This is a genomic window from Chitinophaga silvatica (genome assembly GCF_003419895.1).
Lineage (GTDB): Bacteria > Bacteroidota > Bacteroidia > Chitinophagales > Chitinophagaceae > Chitinophaga > Chitinophaga silvatica.
Genome location: NZ_QPMM01000004.1, coordinates 346,292 through 364,530 on the forward strand (window position 1 = coordinate 346,292; position 18,239 = coordinate 364,530).

At 40.1% G+C, this 18,239-nt stretch carries 16 protein-coding genes; 10 read left to right on the forward strand and 6 right to left on the reverse strand.

Annotated elements, in window-relative coordinates:
• Window positions 1-54: 54 nt before the first annotated feature.
• The 7 genes from DVR12_RS10920 to DVR12_RS10950 all read left to right on the forward strand — a co-directional run bounded on the left by DVR12_RS10920 (window position 55) and on the right by DVR12_RS10950 (window position 10,092).
• The gene (locus tag DVR12_RS10920; RefSeq protein WP_116975709.1) at window positions 55-1,314 is read left to right on the forward strand and encodes a pyridoxal phosphate-dependent aminotransferase; all 1,260 of its coding nucleotides are present in this window, start codon (window positions 55-57) and stop codon (window positions 1,312-1,314) included.
• A 797-nt stretch (window positions 1,315-2,111) separates the two neighbouring features.
• Window positions 2,112-2,720: a TetR/AcrR family transcriptional regulator gene (locus DVR12_RS10925; protein ID WP_158563252.1), complete on the forward strand. Its 609-nt coding sequence runs from the start codon at window positions 2,112-2,114 to the stop codon at window positions 2,718-2,720.
• A 14-nt stretch (window positions 2,721-2,734) separates the two neighbouring features.
• Window positions 2,735-3,331 carry a TetR/AcrR family transcriptional regulator gene (locus DVR12_RS10930; RefSeq protein ID WP_116975711.1) on the forward strand — a complete coding sequence of 199 codons (597 nt, stop codon included), beginning with the start codon at window positions 2,735-2,737 and terminating at the stop codon, window positions 3,329-3,331.
• Window positions 3,332-3,374: 43 nt separating this feature from the next.
• Entirely contained in the window at window positions 3,375-4,736 is a 1,362-nt protein-coding gene (locus DVR12_RS10935) for a TolC family protein (RefSeq protein ID WP_116975712.1), read from the forward strand.
• Between the two features lie 45 nt (window positions 4,737-4,781).
• Window positions 4,782-5,855 (forward strand): efflux RND transporter periplasmic adaptor subunit, encoded by a 1,074-nt coding sequence (locus DVR12_RS10940; protein WP_116975713.1) that lies wholly within the window; start codon window positions 4,782-4,784, stop codon window positions 5,853-5,855.
• A 23-nt stretch (window positions 5,856-5,878) separates the two neighbouring features.
• The gene (locus tag DVR12_RS10945; RefSeq protein ID WP_116975714.1) at window positions 5,879-9,061 is read left to right on the forward strand and encodes an efflux RND transporter permease subunit; all 3,183 of its coding nucleotides are present in this window, start codon (window positions 5,879-5,881) and stop codon (window positions 9,059-9,061) included.
• 167 nt (window positions 9,062-9,228) lie between these two features.
• Complete coding sequence (locus tag DVR12_RS10950; RefSeq protein WP_116975715.1) at window positions 9,229-10,092, forward strand: NHL repeat-containing protein; 864 nt, start codon at window positions 9,229-9,231, stop codon at window positions 10,090-10,092.
• 161 nt (window positions 10,093-10,253) lie between these two features.
• On the opposite strand, the gene DVR12_RS10955 is transcribed toward DVR12_RS10950, so the two are convergent.
• The 6 genes from DVR12_RS10955 to DVR12_RS10980 form a co-directional block, all read right to left on the reverse strand.
• A complete protein-coding gene (locus DVR12_RS10955; RefSeq protein WP_116975716.1) occupies window positions 10,254-11,669 on the reverse strand; it encodes a nicotinate phosphoribosyltransferase in 1,416 nt (471 codons plus the stop codon).
• A 17-nt stretch (window positions 11,670-11,686) separates the two neighbouring features.
• Window positions 11,687-12,592: an NUDIX domain-containing protein gene (locus tag DVR12_RS10960; RefSeq protein ID WP_116975717.1), complete on the reverse strand. Its 906-nt coding sequence runs from the start codon at window positions 12,590-12,592 to the stop codon at window positions 11,687-11,689.
• 95 nt (window positions 12,593-12,687) lie between these two features.
• Window positions 12,688-13,374, reverse strand: a complete 687-nt coding sequence (locus tag DVR12_RS10965; protein WP_116975718.1) for an NUDIX hydrolase — start codon at window positions 13,372-13,374, stop codon at window positions 12,688-12,690.
• A 10-nt stretch (window positions 13,375-13,384) separates the two neighbouring features.
• Window positions 13,385-13,792 (reverse strand): hypothetical protein, encoded by a 408-nt coding sequence (locus DVR12_RS10970; protein WP_116975719.1) that lies wholly within the window; start codon window positions 13,790-13,792, stop codon window positions 13,385-13,387.
• Between the two features lie 14 nt (window positions 13,793-13,806).
• Window positions 13,807-14,202, reverse strand: coding sequence for a nuclear transport factor 2 family protein (locus DVR12_RS10975; protein WP_116975720.1), 396 nt, complete (start codon window positions 14,200-14,202; stop codon window positions 13,807-13,809).
• A gap of 63 nt (window positions 14,203-14,265) precedes the next feature.
• Window positions 14,266-15,549 (reverse strand): M28 family peptidase, encoded by a 1,284-nt coding sequence (locus DVR12_RS10980; protein WP_116975721.1) that lies wholly within the window; start codon window positions 15,547-15,549, stop codon window positions 14,266-14,268.
• Window positions 15,550-15,754: 205 nt separating this feature from the next.
• Here DVR12_RS10980 and gcvT point away from each other — a divergent pair, with 205 nt between their 5' ends.
• From gcvT to DVR12_RS10995, 3 genes are read left to right on the forward strand one after another with little or no spacing between them, the layout of a single operon-like run.
• Window positions 15,755-16,843 carry a glycine cleavage system aminomethyltransferase GcvT gene (gcvT, locus tag DVR12_RS10985; protein ID WP_116975722.1) on the forward strand — a complete coding sequence of 363 codons (1,089 nt, stop codon included), beginning with the start codon at window positions 15,755-15,757 and terminating at the stop codon, window positions 16,841-16,843.
• A gap of 50 nt (window positions 16,844-16,893) precedes the next feature.
• Window positions 16,894-17,367 (forward strand): SRPBCC family protein, encoded by a 474-nt coding sequence (locus DVR12_RS10990; RefSeq protein ID WP_116975723.1) that lies wholly within the window; start codon window positions 16,894-16,896, stop codon window positions 17,365-17,367.
• A gap of 16 nt (window positions 17,368-17,383) precedes the next feature.
• Window positions 17,384-18,106, forward strand: coding sequence for a 2-phosphosulfolactate phosphatase (locus DVR12_RS10995; RefSeq protein WP_116975724.1), 723 nt, complete (start codon window positions 17,384-17,386; stop codon window positions 18,104-18,106).
• Window positions 18,107-18,239 lie beyond the last annotated feature (133 nt).

Sequence of the window (18,239 nt, forward strand, 5' to 3'; positions counted from 1 at the left end):
ATAGGTTAATTTTGCCGCGCGAAAAGATTTACCAAAACAATAAAATACAAGGTTATGAAACTGTCTCATTTAGCCGAAACATTGATTGGATCTGAAATTATTAAACTGGCTGCCGATATTAAAGAAAAGCAGGCCAGGGGCGAAAAGATCTATAACTTTACGATTGGCGACTTTGACCCAAAGGTTTTTCCTATTCCGGCAGAATTTGAACAGGAAATCATAACTGCATATAAAGAGCATTTAACCAACTACCCTCCTGCCGATGGTATTGCAGAATTGCGACAAGCAGTAAGTGAATTTATTGCAGAAAGAGAAGGCCTGAAATATGACCCTGCAAAGGAAATTGTTATCTCCTGCGGTGGTCGTCCTATCATCTATGCTACTTTCCGTACGATTGTAGACAGAGGTGAGAAAGTTGTATATGCTACTCCATCCTGGAATAATAACCACTATACACACTTCCTGGAAGCAGAACACGTAGTATTGGAAACTACTCCTGAAAATAATTTCATGCCTACTGCCGCAGAACTGAAACCACTTCTGAAAGGTGCTACCCTGCTGGCTTTATGCTCTCCTCAGAATCCAACCGGTACTGCCTTCGGAAAACAACAGCTCGAAGAAATCTGTGATCTGGTACTTGCAGAAAACAAAAGCAGAGGAGCAGATGAAAAGCCCCTCTATGTGATGTTCGATCAAATGTACTGGGTGCTTACCTTTGGCAGCACTGAACATTATAATCCGGTTGCCCTTCGCCCGGAAATGAGAGATTATACCATTTTTATCGATGGTATGAGTAAGGCTTTCGCTGCTACCGGTGTTAGAGTTGGCTGGGCTCTCGGCCCCGCTGCTGTTATTGGCAAAATGAAATCAATCCTCTCCCATGTTGGCGCCTGGAGCCCAATGGCCGAACAAAAGGCTGCTGCACGCTACCTTGCACAAAAAGAGAATGTAGATAAATACCTGAAACACTTCAAAGCTGAAATCGAAGAGCGACTGGTTAAATTCTATCAGGGATTCGAAAAGCTGAAAGGTGCCGGACATAAAGTAGATGCCATTGCTCCACAAGCAGCCATTTACCTGACCGTAAAACTCGACCTGACAGGCAAACAAACCGCCGATGGTACTGTATTATCAGACCAGGCTGCCGTTACTTCCTATATTCTTAATGAAGCCAAACTGGCCCTGGTACCATTTAACGCCTTCGGAGCTACCAAAAATTCTCCCTGGTACCGCCTTAGCGTAGGAACTTGTGTGAAGGAAGAAATTCCTGCCGTTTTTGAGAAATTACAACAAGCACTGGATAAGTTGAAGTAGTTCCCATCATAAATAAATTTTGAAAAGAGGATGTTTCTGGAAAGGAACATCCTCTTTTTATATTTGGTGCAGAGTAGTGAATTGTTTCTTTTGGGGCGGGCATTGCCCTAATGCCATTAAGCTAAGAGAGATAGGGCTTGATTGTATTGTCTTTGATAAGTTCCTTTACCGTAGGTAGGGCGGGGGTAAACCCAACGCTTTTACGTTAAGAGAGATAGTTTCCGATTTTATCGTCTTTATTTGATTGATAAGTTTCCTTTACCGTAGGTAGGGCGGGGGCAAGCCCCGCCCCTACAGGGCTTCAGCGAATTAGAGGTTCTAAATTGTAAAATTGTTTCTGAACAGAATTGAAGTTAGTAGATTGACATTTTACATGAAATATATCTACCGGATGAAAATATAGTTTCGATGAAATCCTGTAGGGTTTACCCCTGCCCTACCTACGGCAAAGGAAACAAGTCATACAAATTGGGTTCCCCAACCATCCCTTAAATTGAATTCAATATTCCTTCACATCAATTGTATTGGACTAAACTAAATAAATAATTAACCAGTAATAAGTCAACAAAAATTCAATAATCAACCTACAATAAAACCATTATAATTCCATCAACATAACTATAATCCAAACAATTATTGATTATAAAAATATATTATAATATACTTTCCTATACTCAATCCTGACTTTTTGACTTTTGTCATCAAAAAGTTAAATAGCTGTTAAAAGGTCAATAGTTCTTACTAATATGAAAAAACTCACTAATTTTGACCTTGAAACTAAAAAAGTCAAAAAGTTAATGCATACAGAGTCAAAAGATGAAATGAGGGATAAAATCCTCGATGCTGCTCTGAAGCGTTTTACTCACTATGGCGCTTCAAAAACAACAATGAATGAAATTGCAGATGACCTTCACTGCTCTAAAGCATCATTGTATTATTATTTTCCCGACAAGAAAGCTATGCACATAGCCGTATTGCAGAAAATAGGAGAAGCTTATTTCCGTGATATGGAAAAAGAAGCCGAAAACGTGACATCTGCATCTCAGGCATTATTTAAGATTGTTGATATCCGCAAACTATTCATTAGTAAGTTTTGCCGACTCGAGATCTTTCAATTACTGAAGGATGTTAAAAACACTTTTTTAGAAGAAAAGAAAAAAGGAATGCAGCGCGAAATTGAACTGCATACCAAAATCATCATAGCCGGCAACGAATCAGGGGAGTTTAATGTAGAAAATCCTAAACAAGTGGCTGAACTTCTGGTTCAGGCATCAGCTGGTCTTCGTTTCGCCGTTCCCGATCATGTAACTGATGATATGGATATCGATGATGAGATGTTTGAACTGGTAATTGAAAAGCAAAAACAATTATTAACAGTATTTATCAATGGCATAAAGGCTAAATAAGTAAGCAGATAATCATGGTGAAAGAAAGGATTTTAGAAACAGCGCTTAAAATGTTCAGGATTTATGGAGTTAAAGGTGTTACAATGTTCGACATCGCCCGTGATTGCGGGATATCTAAAAAGACCGTCTACGAACATTTTGAAGATAAACAGGCGCTGGTAGGAGAAGGATTACAGCAATTACTTACTAATCATGGCGATTATCTGAAAGATAATATTCAAACCAGTACCAATGCTATTGAAGAGTTACTGAACAGTACAAGGTATATGACCAATATGGCCAAAACCCTGAATCCAGTGATGTTGCACGATCTCCAGAAATATCATCCCGATATCTGGAACAATGTAGAAAGGTTTAAGTCTGATGGTGTTTTACATGGCATAAAAGAAAACTTAAAGCGAGGAATGACGGAAGGCCTATATCGTCAGACCCTCGATATTAATATCGTAGCCCGCATGCGCCAGTTGCAACTGGAAGCTGCTTTTGATCCTGAACAATACCCTGCAGATCTGTATGAAATGCAAAATGTAATGGATCAGGTTACTGCTCACTATATTCTGGGAATTGCCACTACCACCGGACAACAGATGGCCAACCAATTCCTAAAGTAAAAAACGACGAATAATAATCGACTACCGCTAACTAATCAAATTTATGAAGCGATTAAAGTTAACGCTTATCCTCCTGCTGGGGATAGGGGTGTATAACGGCTATGCACAAACGCAACTGTCATTACAGGAAGCGTTGAAGTTTGCACTAAATAACAATAAACAACTGGCGAAAACTAAAATGGATGAGGATATGGGTAAATTCAAAACCCAGGAAGTTCGCGCCCAGGCCTTACCTCAGATTAATGGTAATGCAACATATTCCGATAACTTAATGCTACAGAAATCACTCATTCCTGGTGCTGTTTTTGGCAAACCTGCCGATAGCTCAGTATTGGTAGCATTTGGTGTAAAGTATAGTACTTCTGTAGGCGCCGAACTTAGCCAGCAGATTTATAATCAATCAGTTTTTACAGGATTGAAAGCTGCTAAAGCCGGGGAAGAATATTATACACTCCAAACTCAACAATCTGAAGAAACTGTTATCTACAACGTTTCTCAATTATACTATCAACTCCTGGTAACTCAGGAGAAGATCACCACCATTAACGGTAATATCGAAAAACTTACTGAACTAGTAAACGCTACCAAATCGCAATACGATAACGGATTAGCTAAAAAAATTGATCTGGATCGTATTAAAGTGAATCTTACCAATTATATCACTCAACGTACTCAATTACAAAACCAATACGCCACTCAGACCAACAATCTGAAACGTGTAATGGGTATGCCTATCCAGTCGGCATTTTCCTTACCTCCTGCTTCTCTGAAAGAAATTGAAAACAAAGCAGCTGGTGTATTGAGGTACGACGATATGAATATTGCCAACAGAACTGAATATAAAATGCTGAAAAAACAGGAAGAACTGCAACTCTTCCAAAAGAAAGCATACCTGGCAGAGTATTATCCTTCCCTCTCCCTCTTTGGAAGATATTCATATAACGGGATGAGTGATAACTGGATCTTCAAAAATTCCGATCCTTCTTACATGACAAACTGGTTTAGCGCTGCATCTATTGGACTCACACTGAAAATTCCAATTTTCGATGGTTTCGGACGTAAATCAAAGGTTAGTCAGGCTACCGTAGCGCTTCGCCAAATCAATAAACAAATTGAGGATACTGAACTGGCAATTGACGCTGATTATGAAAATGCTAAACTGATGATCCGCAGCAACCTGGCTACTATTTCTACTCAGAAGGAAAATATGGATCTGGCCAATGAAGTATATTATTCTACACAGAATAACTATAAGCTAGGCTTAGCAGGATTAACAGACCTGCTGAATGCTGAAACATCGCTGGCCGATGCTCAAAACAGCTACAACGAAGCACTGCTGCAATATAAAATGGCAGAGCTGGAAATTATAAAAAGTAAAGGAAGTCTGAGAGATTTGCTCAACTAAATCTACAAACGAAAAAAAGATAGAACACAAAAACTATTTTGACTGATGAAAAAGATTATTATCTGGGGTCTTGTTACTGTTGGTGCTTTTGTACTGATAATGTGGAAGCTCAATTCAAATAAAAAAGCCAACGAATCAAAAATCGAATTCGTAAAACAAAGTAACATTGGTGATGTACCGGTACTGGTACAAACTGTTGTGCCTAACGATTTCTCTAAGAGCTTTCTTGCTAATGGTAATTTCGAGCCAATTCGTGAACTCTCCTACCTGGCAGAAGCTGCCGGCAGAGTTACCAGATTGCTGGTAGACGAAGGCAGTGTTGTAAAACAAGGACAAATCATTGCATATATCGATGGTCAGATTGTTGGTACTGATCTCGAATCAGCGAAAGCAAATCTCAATCAGTTGAAAATTGATGCAGATCGTTTTGAAAGTGCTTTCCAAACTGGTGGCGTAACCCGTAAACAAATGGACGATGCCAAATTACAGTACGATATCGCTAAAACACGCTATGAGGCTGCAAGTCGCCGGGTGAGCGATACCTATGTGAAAGCTCCAATCTCCGGGATCATCAATAAAAAATATATTGAACTAGGTGCTTATCTCTCTGTAGGTAACAAGATGTTTGATATAGTAGATGTTTCCCGTCTTAAACTATCAGTATCTGTACCAGAAGCTCAAGTTGTTACTTTAAAGAAAGGACAGAAAGTAGAAGTTACTTCTAATGTGTTCCCTGAAACAAAATATGATGCTACTATCACTTTCATTGCTGCAAAAGGCGATAATTCCCTCAACTATCCTGTTGAAATGGAAGTAAGCAATGTTGCAGGTAAAGAACTTAAAGCTGGTATGTATGGTACTGCAAATTTCACAGATACCAATACCGATAAAGCCATATTCGTTGCCCGTACTGCCTTTATCGGTGGGGTAAACAGCAATGAAGTTTATGTAATGGAAGGCAATGTTGCAAAGAAAAGAAAAGTAGTAGCAGGAAGAATTTTAGGTGATCAGGTAGAAGTACGTGAAGGATTGAAAGATGGTGAAACTGTAATCACCAGCGGACAGATCAACCTGACCGATGGTGCTACTGTATCTGTTCAGCGCAACGCTACTAAGTAAGTGAGGATCAAACTTTTTGAAACATGAAGATTACTGAAGTATCAATAAAACGACCTACTATAGTAGTGGTTGTATTCACCATCCTCACCTTACTGGGTGTGATGAGCTATAAAGCACTGAACTATGAGCTGTTGCCTAAGTTTAGTTCGCCGGTGGTGACCATTGCCACTATATATCCCGGTGCTTCTCCAAATGAGGTAGAAAGCACTGTAACCAAGAAGATTGAAGATGCGATCGCATCAATGGAAAAGATTAAGAAAATCATTTCCAAATCTTCCGAAAGCCTTTCCGTTATTACTATTGAGCTGAATAACGATGCCAATGTAGATATTGCATTGCAGGATGCTCAACGTAAGGTAAACGCTATTCTGGCCGATTTACCTGGCGATGCTAAGGCCCCTTCTTTAAATAAATTCTCGATAGATGACCTTCCTATCATGACATTGTCTGCTACTGCAAACATGGATGATAAGCAGTTCTATGATCTGGTAGATAAAAAACTTCAGCCATTATTATCCCGCCTTCCGGGTGTAGCTCAGGTTTCACTGATAGGTGGACAAGAACGTGAAATCCAGATCAATGTGGATCCTAAAAGATTGCAGGCATTTAATATGTCGATCCTGCAATTGCGCCAGTTGATTACAAACGCAAACCTCGACTTCCCTACCGGTAAGGTAAAAACTGCTAACGAACAGATTTTGATTCGTTTGGCCGGTAAGTATAAGAATGTTGATCAGCTGCGTAATCTGGTAATTAAAACTACCGATAATGGTACACAGGTAAGATTATCTGATGTAGCCGACGTACAGGATGCACAGAAAGATGCTGAACGTATAGCCAGGGTTGATGGAGTAAATGCGATTGCATTACAGGTGCAGAAACAAACAGATGCCAATGCGGTAACTGTGAGTGAAGAAATGAAAAAAGCCATTAGCAAAATAGAAAAAGACTATGCAGCTAACGGACTGAAAATTCTGATTGCAAATGACTCCTCAGACTTTACCCTTGAATCGGCCGACTCAGTAATTCATGACCTTATTCTGGCGGTAATTCTAGTGGCCATTGTGATGCTGTTGTTCCTGCACAGTATTCGTAGTGCCCTCTTCGTTATGATCTCTATTCCGGCCTCTCTGATCGCTACCTTCATTGGTATGAAACTGATGGGCTTCTCGTTAAACCTGATGTCGCTCCTCGGACTATCGCTGGTAGTAGGTATCCTGGTGGATGATGCGATTGTGGTACTGGAGAATATCTACAGGCACATGGAGATGGGTAAAAACAGGGTAAGAGCGGCATTTGATGGAGTAAAAGAGATTGGGTTTACGGTAACATCAATTACCTTGGTAATTGTGGTGGTATTCTTACCAATTTCACTGACGAATGAATTGGTATCAAAGATCCTGCGTGAGTTCTGCGTGGTGGTAATGATCTCAACAATGCTAAGTTTGTTGTCTTCCTTCATGATTGTACCGCTGCTATCTTCCCGCTTCGGTAAGTTGGAACATATTACAGGTAAGAATATTTTCGAAAAATTCATTCTTTGGTTTGAAGGTCAGTTACAACGCTTCACCAACTGGATGACTGGTTTATTGAAATGGGCACTGAATCATAAGTTGGCAACCGTAATAGTGGCAGTAGGATTGTTGTTTGCTTCCTTCATGCTGTTGGGTAAAGGTTATATTGGAGGAGAGTTTATTCCGAAGGGTGACCGTGGCCAGTTTATCATTATGCTGGAAATGCCTAAGGATGCATCGGTAGAGCAAACTAACCAGGCGACCCGTACTGTTGAAAAATATCTGAATAAGAAACCGGAAATCACCCGTTTGATTACCACAGTGGGGCAAACAAGTGAAGATGGTTTTGGTACTGCTCAATCTACTGCCTATAAATCTGAGATAACAGTTATGCTGGTAGATCCGAAGCAGAGATTAGATGGTTCTGATATTTATGCAGCCAAGATTAAAAAAGAGTTGAAAGCAATACTTCCGGGCGTTAAGGTAAAAACCACAGATGTAAGTATTCTGGGTACAGCTGAAAGAGCACCGGTAGAGCTGGTAGTAATGGGTACTGAGCTGGATAGTGTGATGAACTTTGCAAGAAAGGCAATGGATACACTGAGAACAGTAGATGGTGCTACAGAAATAAAGCTTTCAGTAGAAAATGGTAACCCTGAAATCAATGTACAGGTAGACCGTGATAAAATGTCGGCTCTCGGCCTAACATTAGATGCAGTGGGTGGTACTATGCAAACTGCATTCAGTGGAACAGCTGATGATTCGAAAGTGAAGTTCAGACAGGGCGATTATGAGTATGATATTAATATTCGTTTTGATGCCTTTAACCGTAAGAATCTTGATGATGTTTCCAATATTCAGTTCCAGAATAGTAAAGGACAATTGATTAAGCTGGCACAATTTGCAACCATCACTGAAGGCTCTGGTCCCAGTCATCTGGAAAGAAGGGATAAAAATACTTCTGTATCGGTTCAGGCACAGGTAATGGGTCGACCATCAGGTACAGTGACGCAGGAATTTGCGGCGAAACTGGAAAAAATGCAGAAACCTGTGGGTATCAACTACCTGTTTGGTGGAGATGCAGAAAACCAGGGCGATTCGTTCGGTACATTGGGAGCGGCATTGTTGATTTCTATTGTGATGGTATATCTCATCATGGTGGCATTATACGATAACTACATTTATCCGTTTGTCGTATTGTTCTCTATTCCGTTGGCGATTATCGGAGCATTACTTGCACTGGCATTAACAAATAATACCTTAAACATTTTCACCATTTTGGGTATGATTATGTTGATTGGTCTGGTAGCGAAGAATGCGATCATTCTGGTAGACTTTACCAATCAGATGAAGGAGCAGGGGCAAAGTACTTATCAGGCATTGATACATGCGAATAATGCACGTTTGCGTCCGATTCTGATGACCACTATTGCGATGGTAATAGGTATGTTACCGATTGCGTTGGCAACAGGTGGTGTGGCATCTACCAAAAATGGATTGGCCTGGGTAATTATTGGTGGTTTGATCAGTTCTATGTTCTTAACCCTGATAGTAGTACCTGTAATTTATATGATCGTTGATAAGATCATGGCTAAATTCGGAATAGGTCGTATATCCGGTAAGCGTTACATCCGTCAGCGGATGGTAGCTTCTTACGAAGAAGTTCCTTTAAATGAAATTCATCAGAATTAAAGATATGTTACTAACAGTGTAACAGTTGTAGGTTTAGGTAATAGCCGGAGTACTCTTACTCCGGCTTATTTTTTTATGGGTACTTTGATATTCACATTAAATTCTTTAGTTTTTACAAGTTTTGAGAGTAGATGGATTGTACTTTTATCGGAATTTAAAACTTTCATATGAAAAGACTAGCAACTATTGTATTGTGTTTATCGACCCCCTTTTTTGTTAAAGCTCAACAAATTATTAAGGGAGTGCCATCACCAGAAAGTATTGTGGCATATAAAGACGGATATTTTGTTTCATCAATTGGTGAGAAGCTGGAACCAATTAAAAAGGATGGAGACGGAGCTATCGCTTTCGTTGATAAATCCGGTAAGGTTAAATCGCCAAAATACTTCGATGAAGTATTGAATGCACCTAAGGGTATTGATATTGTAGGAAGCAGGTTATATGTAGCAGATATTGATCACGTAAAAGGATTTGATATTGTTACAAAGAAGAAGATTTTTGATCTTGATCTCGAAAAAAGCGCGAAACTGCTGAATGATATATTCATCGTAAACGAAAACCTGCTGTTGGTAACAGATTCATTTACCGGTGATGTTTTATCGGTAAACCTTTCTAATGGCACCACCACTAAACTGGGTGTTATTGCCGGGGCTAACGGGATACTGTATGACCGCAAGTCTGATCTTGTTTATGTTTGTTCTATGGGGGAACAAATGAAGGGGCAAGGTAAACTGTTTACCAGAAAGTTAAAAGATAACGGTTCAAAATTTACAGAAGTAAGTGGCTCTCCGGTTGGATTGTTTGATGGAATTGTTCAGCTGGAAGATGGGAATATTGTATTGTCTGACTGGCAAAATCTGAGTGGCGAAAAAGCAGGATTTCTGGTGACATATAATCCGGCTACCAAAGAGGTTACCCGGAAAGAAGTAAAGCACGGACCAGCTGATATAGCATTAGATAAGGCAAACAGGAAATTGCTTATTCCGCAGTTGTTGGATAGTGAAATAGTAGTTGTAGGATTACCTAAGTAAATAATATTCTTTGTAAAAATTAAGGTGCTAAGACTCATGTTTTAGCACCTTAATTTTTTATATCAATTATTAAGATTTAATCATTTTGCAACGGCAGGGCCAGGATCTACGCGATTGTAATGCTTACTGTCTGATAGCGGTGATCCTGACCTTTTTAAATATTATATACTTGCATTTTTTCTTACCTCATCAAAAGTATATTCGCGGGTGATGTGGCCATTTTCGAAAACAGTTTCCATTATATCCGTAGCATCAGGATATTCCTGTATGCCAACAGTTTCAAATTGTTGTTGTGGTTGAATTAATTTTAATTTTCCTGCTTTTGATTTTTTGAAAGAAGTTCTGAGATTTCCTGCCCGATCTAACTCTACGGGTGATTTCTGTACATCAACTCCTACCCCATTAACAACAGCATAAGAACATTTTAATGCAAATTCCTGAGTATCACGATTAACCCGCTGTAATAGTGCTCCGCCCATACCGAGAACCAGATTTTCAGCACTTATTCCAGCCAGTTTCAATGCCTCAAATATTTCCGGGATTGAGGAATAGCTAATACCATCGCCCTGTATAACTCTTACTTGTGGTGGTAATACTTTATATCCTTTTTCATTGATTGTAAAACCAAATTTCTTCATCAGAATATCAAATACCCTGGTTAAGGTTTGAACGGGATCTCCACTATCAGGGCGTATAACCAGTGTGCCATTTCTTTGAAGGATCTGGTCTTTTAGTGCTGTACCCCAATATTCTTCACATGCTCTGAAGATATTATAAGAGTCGGATACACAGGCTATTGTACCAGTTGGAAAAGTATCAAGAATGTGTTTGAATATTGTTAATTCGCCAGGTTCTCCCAAAAGTGTGCAGATAGAGTGTTCGGTGGCTGGAATAGATAAACCGGGTGCGGTGGCTGCGTTATAATATTTTTTTGCCAGTACAGATCCTGCGATGGTATCGCTCCCGGAGAAGTTTACCAGGTGTGCACTACCGCCAATTCCTGCGCTTTCAACGGAGCTGGCGCCTCTGAAACCAAAATCATTCAACACAAATTCAATTCCGCCAAAAGATTGTTCACTGGCTGTTTCGTTATAATAGCGGGTAACAATTTTCTTTATTTCTCTTGATAATGAAGCTACGGTACAAGGATACCAGACCTGCATCAGTAAAGTTTCTAGGAAGTTGGTTAACCAGAAACATTCCGGATCTGTATTCTCAATTGTCATTAATACATTCCGTACGGGTACAGACATGCCTTCCGGTACTGCTTTAACTCTTACGGGTAATTTTCCACCGTAACGTTCTATGATATATTCGAACTTAGTTCTGTCGAAAACATCTGTTCTTCCAAAAACTTCTTTGAGTGTTTGTTCTGCTTCATCCAGTTTCTCTTTAGTAAATACAGGACCTTCAAGATATTCTTTCAAAAAGTATTGCAGGCCATAAACTACAGTTTCATCGAATTTTCCGCCACGACTTTCGAGATAGGAATAAATATATTGGGTACCTGGGATGTATAATTTATGGTGAGAATATTTGTAAGCATCGGCGAGTAAAATGAGATTATCTTTTGTCATAGTTCCATGTTTTGCGCTTAGTAAGCCATTTTTTCAATAAGTTTTGTCAGTAAGGGGATGTGTGTATCGATTATTTCTCCATTTTCTATTAATTGTGGTATATCCTTTACGGTTATCCATTTAAGAGCCGCCAGATCATCACTGGGGGTAGGAATACCATCTATAAGATTAGTGCTGAATAAGGTGGTGATGATTTTATTTGCTTCGTGTTTATAGCGCCAGTCGTTTACTCTCAATGAAGCAACATATACGGGAGCTGAAACAGTGATATTTCCGCATTCTTCTTGTAATTCCCTTACAGCGGCAATTTCAAAGCTTTCATCCGTAGGGTCGGCAAACCCTCCTGGTAGGCGCCAGGCTTGTTCCTTTGGTTTTCTTCCTAAAAGCAATTCCTGCTTATCATTTCTGAATACGGCTATATCTACAGTTGGGAAAGCTGTTGGAAACAGGCTGTAGGTATTGTAAATAATACCTGCGCGAAAGGCTTCTGTATCGAGTACTTTGTCGGAAATTGCGTCTCTCAGTGCAGTAGCATTATAGTCCTGAACCGGAGGCAGTGAAGTAGTTGGAAATTTGCCGGAATAGCTTTCTATAAAGCTATCTCTGCTTCCGTATAATAGAAAGGTTTCGTGTGGAAAGGTAGTTTGCAGCAATTCGTCGAGGGTCTTAGACCATACATTATCACTTTTCTGATCGCTCAATGGTAGAATAATGATATTAGGAAATTGCTGCTTGATCATTCTTTCCCGAGTATAGTAGTCGAGCGGATTTTTTCTGCTGCCTTTTACCGGTGCAACACCAAGAACGATCACTATTTTATTGTGATGTTGTTCTACTTCCTTTATCAGGGCGAGGTGGCCTTCGTGTAAAGAAGGTGTTTGGAACCTGGCTATTATTATGCCTGTAGATCTGGAGTGTTGCATAAAATGTTGTTTTGTGTAATTGTTACACAAATATATAACGACGAATTTAAACAACAAAATATTTTATGTAAAAAATACACAAAACATTAAAAAAGCTAAATCTCGAAAGCCATTCCTTCCTTTTGTAGCTTAAAGTAACGTGCTTCATCGAAGGAGAATAGTTTGGCGGGGCGTCCTTGAGATACCTGTTTTTGCTGTTCGTTATGAGCAATCAGAATACCCAGATGCTTGATCTTTTTTTGGAAATTTCGGCGATCAATTGGCCGGTCGAGCAGTGTTTCGTATAATTTTTCGAGATCAGCGATCGGGAATTTCTTATCCAGCAGTTCAAATCCAACCGGTTCGTATCTGAACTTATTTCTGAGTCGCTGTACCGCCACATCAATAATGGTAGCATGATCGAATGCGAGTGGAGGGAGGTCTTTGATATTGAACCATTCTGCGTCTTCGGCATCCGAACTGGCGGCAAGTTTGAAGTTCGTAGGGTTTACCAATCCGAAGTAGGCAACCGATACAATTCTGCCTCTTGGATCTCTGCCCGCTTTACCGAAGGTATATAATTGTTCGAGGTAGTTGATTCTGACGCCAGATTCAGTTTCCAATTCACGGGTCACGGCTTCTTCCAGTGATTCATCGTCGAGCACAAATCCGCCAGGCAAGGCCCAGCTATGAAGAAACGGAGGTATAGTACGTTTTATTAAAAGTACTTCTATACCTTCCTTGGGCTTATATCCGAAAACAACTGCGTCGACAGTTAATTTAATGTTTTGTTTGATAGACAACTCCGTTTGATTATTTAGCTTGAAGATATTGATCTAACTGGGCGGTGCCTTTATGTAAATTTACGAACAATGGGTTTTTTTGGGGATCAAAAACGATGATGGTATTTTGTTCCCAAATATCCTGTGGGGCTGGCAGTTCTATGATAACTTCCTGGCCATTCAGACGTTGAAACAGGAGGCTGTCTTTTTTTGCAAGATGGCCTTTAAACTGGTGTTGATCCAGATACTCCATTAAATTTTTTCTGAGTTGTAGAACAGAATCGGTGAGCGGACCGGGAGCTGGTTTAAACTCTCTGTACACGTAGCATTTTTCATTAATAACGTCGTAAGCAGATCTATCTTTGGTGGTTTCACGAGTTCCTGAATTACATGCAAATAATGCAGTAGAGATAAGCAGGAAAGACCATAATTTTTTCATACTGTAAGTAGCTTTTAATTTTCGTAGCAGTCGTAATTGCGCTGCCTGTAAATTTTTCCATCCCTGAATTCAATAACGCTACAAATAAAGGCTTTTAGTATCTGACCTCTGCGAAATTGTCCGGCATCCACTCCTATTTCGCCTGTCCAGGTAGCTTCCACGACTAATGAATTGCCTGATTCTACTACCTTAACCACGCTGAAATGTTGGGATTTCAGGATGATTTTGTTGGTAGCCATGCTTTCCATCATCACGTCGAAGTTTCGTTGTTTTACTTCATCAGACAACAGATTAGGATAAGCCGTTTGTACGATATTAGGATGAAAAATGGAGGCATATTCAGTGGCATCTACTGAAAACTTTTCAAGCAGATGGAAGTACCGGTATATGAGCGCCAGCTTTTCGTCCATTTAACAGGGATAAATTTATGCGAAAATAAGCATTAGGTACGATCGAATTCTATTTTGCAAGGTCTACTGCACGCTTGTAAAAGCTAATTTATCCTTATTGTTGGTTTTATCGATGATCTTATATACCAATTTTAATACGCTGAGAGTACCGTCGTAGTTGATTTTCGTGTTGTCTGTTGAGGTAGAGTTAGTGGAAAAAGAAAGTACGGGAATATGCTTTTTAAAGAAGGTAGCATGATCAGAAAAGCTTGAAGCTGCATTTACATTTAATGGCAATTCCTGAGGAGTAACTTGTTGCAGGATGGAGGTCCAGTCGGCCGATGATGTGCTACCATTGATCTGTAGTGGTTTATCGGCAGATAGCTGTCCAATACCATCGAGGTTGATCATATAATTCACGGTACTCAGGTTAATGGTAGGGTGAGTAGCGAAATAATTTGATCCGGCAAGGTTTTGTTCTTTTCCTGAGAAGGCCACTATCAGGTAGTTGTTGTTGTGCAGGGCGGAGTTATGAAGTAACCTGGCCAGTTCCAGCAATGCGGCGATGCCGGTGGCATTGTCGTTTACCGGTATGGTTGCATCCCAGCCGGGGAAATCGTAATGGGCTCCTATTATGATGGTGTGTTCTGCCTTGTTGTTAATATATCCTATTACGTTAGTTCCGTTTCGTTTTATATCGTCGAAGGCCACTTTAAAATCGATTTGAAATCCATTGGCGTCGTCTGAGCTTAGGATTTTACTGGTGCTGCTATCTACCCAAACAGCGGGGATAGAGAGAATGGCTACTGGTTCATCCAGCCATTTTTTGGCTTGTGGCAGGGTGGTATTGCCATTATAGAATACTATACCGGTGGCACCGGCTTTTTCGGCTTCTTTTCCGAGTTGGAAGCATTGTTGTAAAAGGGATTTCTGGCTATTGGAGTCCAGATCTTCCATATTAATAAACCAGATATTATCGGGTTCATTAACGCCGGGTATTACTTCCCCTTTGGCGGTTTTTTCGGCGCTGAAAGGGAGGGGTAAAAACTGTTGGCCTGCTTCGAGGGATTTGTCGTTAATTGTCATTAAACAGTTAGCGGAAGGTTCCCGGGTTTCTTTTACGGTAAATGTTTGCAGGTAGTTATCATTACCCATGGGGGTAAGACCGATTGTTTGCATTTGAGTAGAGAGGTAGGCAGCGGCTAGTTGTTCACCAGGGGCGCCGGTACTACGACTTTCGAGCTGATTACTGCTCAAATAATTGATATGCGATTGTAGGTTGCCAATGGTTTTTCTGTCCTCTTTTTTCTGTGCATTTACGGATATGGTTATCACGACCAGTGGTAACAGCCAGGTAATCTTTTTCACAGCTTTAATATTGGGTGTTGTGGCAAAAGTACGAATTACCCCATTGGTACAATTAAAATCGGGCCAAATCTTTTTCTATCGTATTGTATTTTAAGTATTTGTAATGTAAATGAGACTGATCGTCTTGGATGTGTCATACCACGAGAAAGTCTGAACGTTAATCGTTACCAAATGCCTATTTTTGCCCCGTTTTTAAAAACGAAGTATGAAGAACACGCCTTTTACTGAGAAGCACATTGCATTGGGTGCCAAGATGGCCCCATTTGCCGGTTACAACATGCCTATTTCCTACACTGGTATTAATGATGAGCATCAAGCGGTACGTACGAATGCCGGCGTATTTGATGTTAGTCATATGGGCGAGTTTATTTTAAAGGGTGAAAATGCACTGGACCTGATACAAAGAGTAACCAGCAATGATGCCTCAAAGCTCACTCCTGGTAAGGCACAGTATAGCTGCTTACCTAACAATGAAGGAGGGATAGTAGACGACTTGCTCGTTTACTGTATTGAGGAGAATAAAGTGTATATGCTGGTTGTAAATGCCAGTAATATAGAGAAGGACTGGAATTGGATCAGCGCTCACAATACCAAAGGTGTTGAGATGCAGAATATCTCTGACAGAACCTGTCTGCTGGCTATTCAGGGCCCTAATGCCACTAGTATGCTGCAACCATTAACGGAAGTAGACCTGGTGAACATGAAGTACTATACCTTTGAAAAAGGAACTTTTGCCGGCGTACCAAATGTACTGATCAGTGCAACCGGTTATACTGGTTCGGGTGGAATTGAAATATACTTTGAAGATAAAGATGATGCAGCCAACAAGATCTGGGATGCACTTTTTGCAGCAGGAGGACCAAAAGGCCTGAAGCCAATTGGTTTGGGAGCTCGTGATACCTTACGTCTTGAAATGGGATTCTGCCTCTATGGTAATGATATTGATGATACTACTTCTCCAATGGAAGCCGGACTGGCATGGATTACCAAATTCACTAAACCATTTACTTCCAGCGAGTTATTTGCACAACAGAAGGCAAATGGTGTTACCCGCAAACTGGTTGGTTTCGAAATGGTAGATAAGGGTATTCCTCGTCATGATTATGAAATTAAGGATGCAGAAGGCAATGTAATTGGTAAGGTAACTTCAGGAACTCAATCCCCATCTTTGCAAAAAGCAATTGGTTTGGGTTATGTAAAAACTGCTTTTGCGACGCCAGATACAGAAATTTTCATCTCTGTACGAGATAAAGCACTTAAAGCGAAAGTGGTAAAAGTGCCTTTTCTGAGCTAGGAATAGCGGTTTAAAGTTATTAATTTCGTTGACTTTATACCACCATATCTATGCCCACTATTCATTTAACTACCGTTATTCATGCCCCGTTAGACCGCGTTTTTGACCTAAGCAGGAGTATTACGCTACATAAACGAAGCATGACGCACCGACAGGAAGATGCAATAAAAGGACGTACAAACGGCCTTATATCTTATAATGAAACTGTTACCTGGAGAGCCAAGCATTTGGGTAAAATGAGGGAACTCACTACCCAGATTACAGCCATGCAGCAAAACGAGTTCTTTTGTGATGAAATGACTCAGGGCGATTTTACGCATATGAAGCATGAACATTATTTCAAGGAAATCGGTAATGGTACGGTAATGATAGACATTATGGATTTTGGTTCCCCTTATGGATGGTTTGGAAGAGTGTTTGAACGCTTCTACCTTCAAAGGTATATGACTAAGCTCCTGCAGGAAAGGAATAGTACGATCAAGGACTATGCAGAGAGTGAGAAGTGGAGAGTGATCCTTGATTAATATTAAAAGTAATTGAATGTCAGAAAGTAACAAACCTAGCCTGGAAGTATGTTTATCTCCGGCCTTATTACATCTTTACGATGTAAAAAACAGCATAGTAGTTATTATTGATGTGCTAAGAGCTACTTCTACTATCTGTACCGCTCTTTATAATGGAGCTGCAAGAGTAATTCCGGTTGCCAGTGTTGAAGAATGTGTGAACATTGGAAAAGCTATCGGGGGTATAACTGCCGGAGAAAGAGATGGCCGTATCGCCGAAGGACTGGTACATGGCAACTCCCCTTTCGAATATCCACGTGAGTTCATTGAAAATCAGACATTGGTACTTACAACAACCAACGGTACCAAAATGCTGCATATGGCCAAGGATGCGATCCAGATTGTGACAGGATCTTTTCCTAATATCAGTGCTGTATGTGATTATCTGATCTCTCAGGGGCAGAATGTAATCCTGGGATGTGCAGCGTGGAAAGACAGGGTAAACCTGGAAGATACCCTTTTTGCCGGGGCGGTAGTTAGTCGCATTAGCGCTAATTTTGATATTAACTGTGATTCTGCTATTGCTGCTGAAGCCTTGTATAATACTGCGAAAGGTGATATTTATTCTTTCATGAAACAAGCCTCACACTATAAGCGATTAGCTAATTTCGGATTAGAAAAAGATATTGAATATTGTCTTACACCGGATGGCGCAAATGTGCTGCCACTGTTTAAAAATGGAGAATTAATCGCAGGTTAAATTTATAAAGGGAGATTTTTTAACATTTTTAAAAAATCTCCCTTTTTTATATTTAAAAGATTGATAGACAAAAATTTATATTTTTAGATTTTATTAATAATACCTATAGATCTTTTCTTAACCCCTATTTAGC